This window comes from Oleiphilus sp. HI0067 (genome assembly GCF_001635735.1).
In genome coordinates this window covers 1-1454 of sequence record NZ_LWFI01001036.1, presented here as the reverse complement: position 1 = coordinate 1454, position 1454 = coordinate 1, and the positions used below count along the sequence as shown (strand labels likewise).

Below are 1454 nucleotides of genomic sequence, written 5' to 3'. Positions count from 1 at the left end.
TTAAACATACTGGCATTTTTGTGATGGTGACGGCAGAGACTTCAAAAGACATGGTCATGGGCGCTTTGGAATATCTTCCGGATGGGTATATTACAAAGCCGCTTACCAAGTCTGTTCTTCAGGAGAGAATGGATCGTCTTATTGAGCAGAGCGAAGTGCTCAAGCCGATCAATGCAGCGATTGATGAGGGCGACTCTAAGAAAGCCATTGCTTTATTGGGACAAGAGATAAAGCGTGAAACTCGTTATATTTTGTGGTGTCTTCGAACGCTCGCAAACTTGTATTATCACGAAGGTGAGATGGAAAAGGCGCGCAAGATCTACAATGACGTTTTGACGAAGCGTGACATCGGCTGGGCGCGGCTTGGATTGGGGCGAGTTAAAGCAGCTGTCGGCGAGGTAGAAGGAGCGGTCGATGACTTTACGCAAGTTTTAGATGTCAATCCGAATGTCATCGAAGCATATGATGAATTAGCGGATGCGTATTTGTCCATGAATCAACCGCGCGATGCACAGCGTACTTTAGAAGACGCCGTGGGAATATCGCCGCACGCGTACAATCGTCAACAAAAACTAGCCGAAGTTTGCACTGATAATCGTGATATTGAAGGGGCCGCAGGTGCTTATAAAGCCTCAATGAAACTTGGCTTTCACTCAGTTCATGATAAGCCAGAGAACTACTTGAATCTTGGTCGTTGCTTGTCTGATATGGCAGACGGCGACACAAGTGAGCTCGGTAAGAAACGCGCAAAGGAAGCTGTTCAGGTGATGGGGCGAGTCGCTAAGAAATTTAAGGATGATCCGACCGTTCGAATGAATGCTGCGTTGATAGAGGCACGGACTTATCAAGGTCAAGGGGATCACCGAAAGTCTGATGAGATTTTTGCAAAAGCAAAAAAACTAATCTCTGACCAAGAGCTTGATTCAGCGACTCAGCTAGAGTACGCAAGAACACTCTACAGCATGGGTGAGACTGAAGAGGCAGAAGGGTTGTTGTCTAGTTTAGCCGCTGCGGAGCAAGACAATGCTTCTATGATCAAGTCTATTAACGAGTTGATAGATGAGCCTGTTGGTCTTCAAGCTAAAGTGCGAGCAAGAAAACTCAATAAAACGGGGATTAAATCTTTTGAATCAGGTGATTTGGAAGCTGCGATTGAATCATTCAATGATGCTTTGGAATGCACGCCTAAGCATCCTGCGCTAAATCTTAATATTGTCCAAGTAACACTCAAGATGATCGAAACTCAAGGAGCGCTTGGTCAGTTGGTTAGTCGCTGTACGCAGTGCCTCGAAAACGTCGCCCATATCCCTGAACAGCATTCACAATACAAGCGTTATCAATTCCTGCAAAAGAAAGTCGCCGCGCTTTAAAGTGTTGGTAAATGATTTCGCTTCTTGAACTAGAGCGCTAGACGTTATCTTTATTGATCGTTGTCATGAACAGGTAGGCCTACA

General features: G+C 45.5%; 1 protein-coding gene. It reads left to right on the top strand.

The window, feature by feature from the left end; all coding sequences use genetic code 11:
* Window positions 1-1370 (top strand): tetratricopeptide repeat protein (locus A3739_RS14240; RefSeq protein WP_156502595.1); only part of this gene is annotated, 1370 nt, incomplete at its 5' end.
* Window positions 1371-1454: the final 84 nt, after the last annotated feature.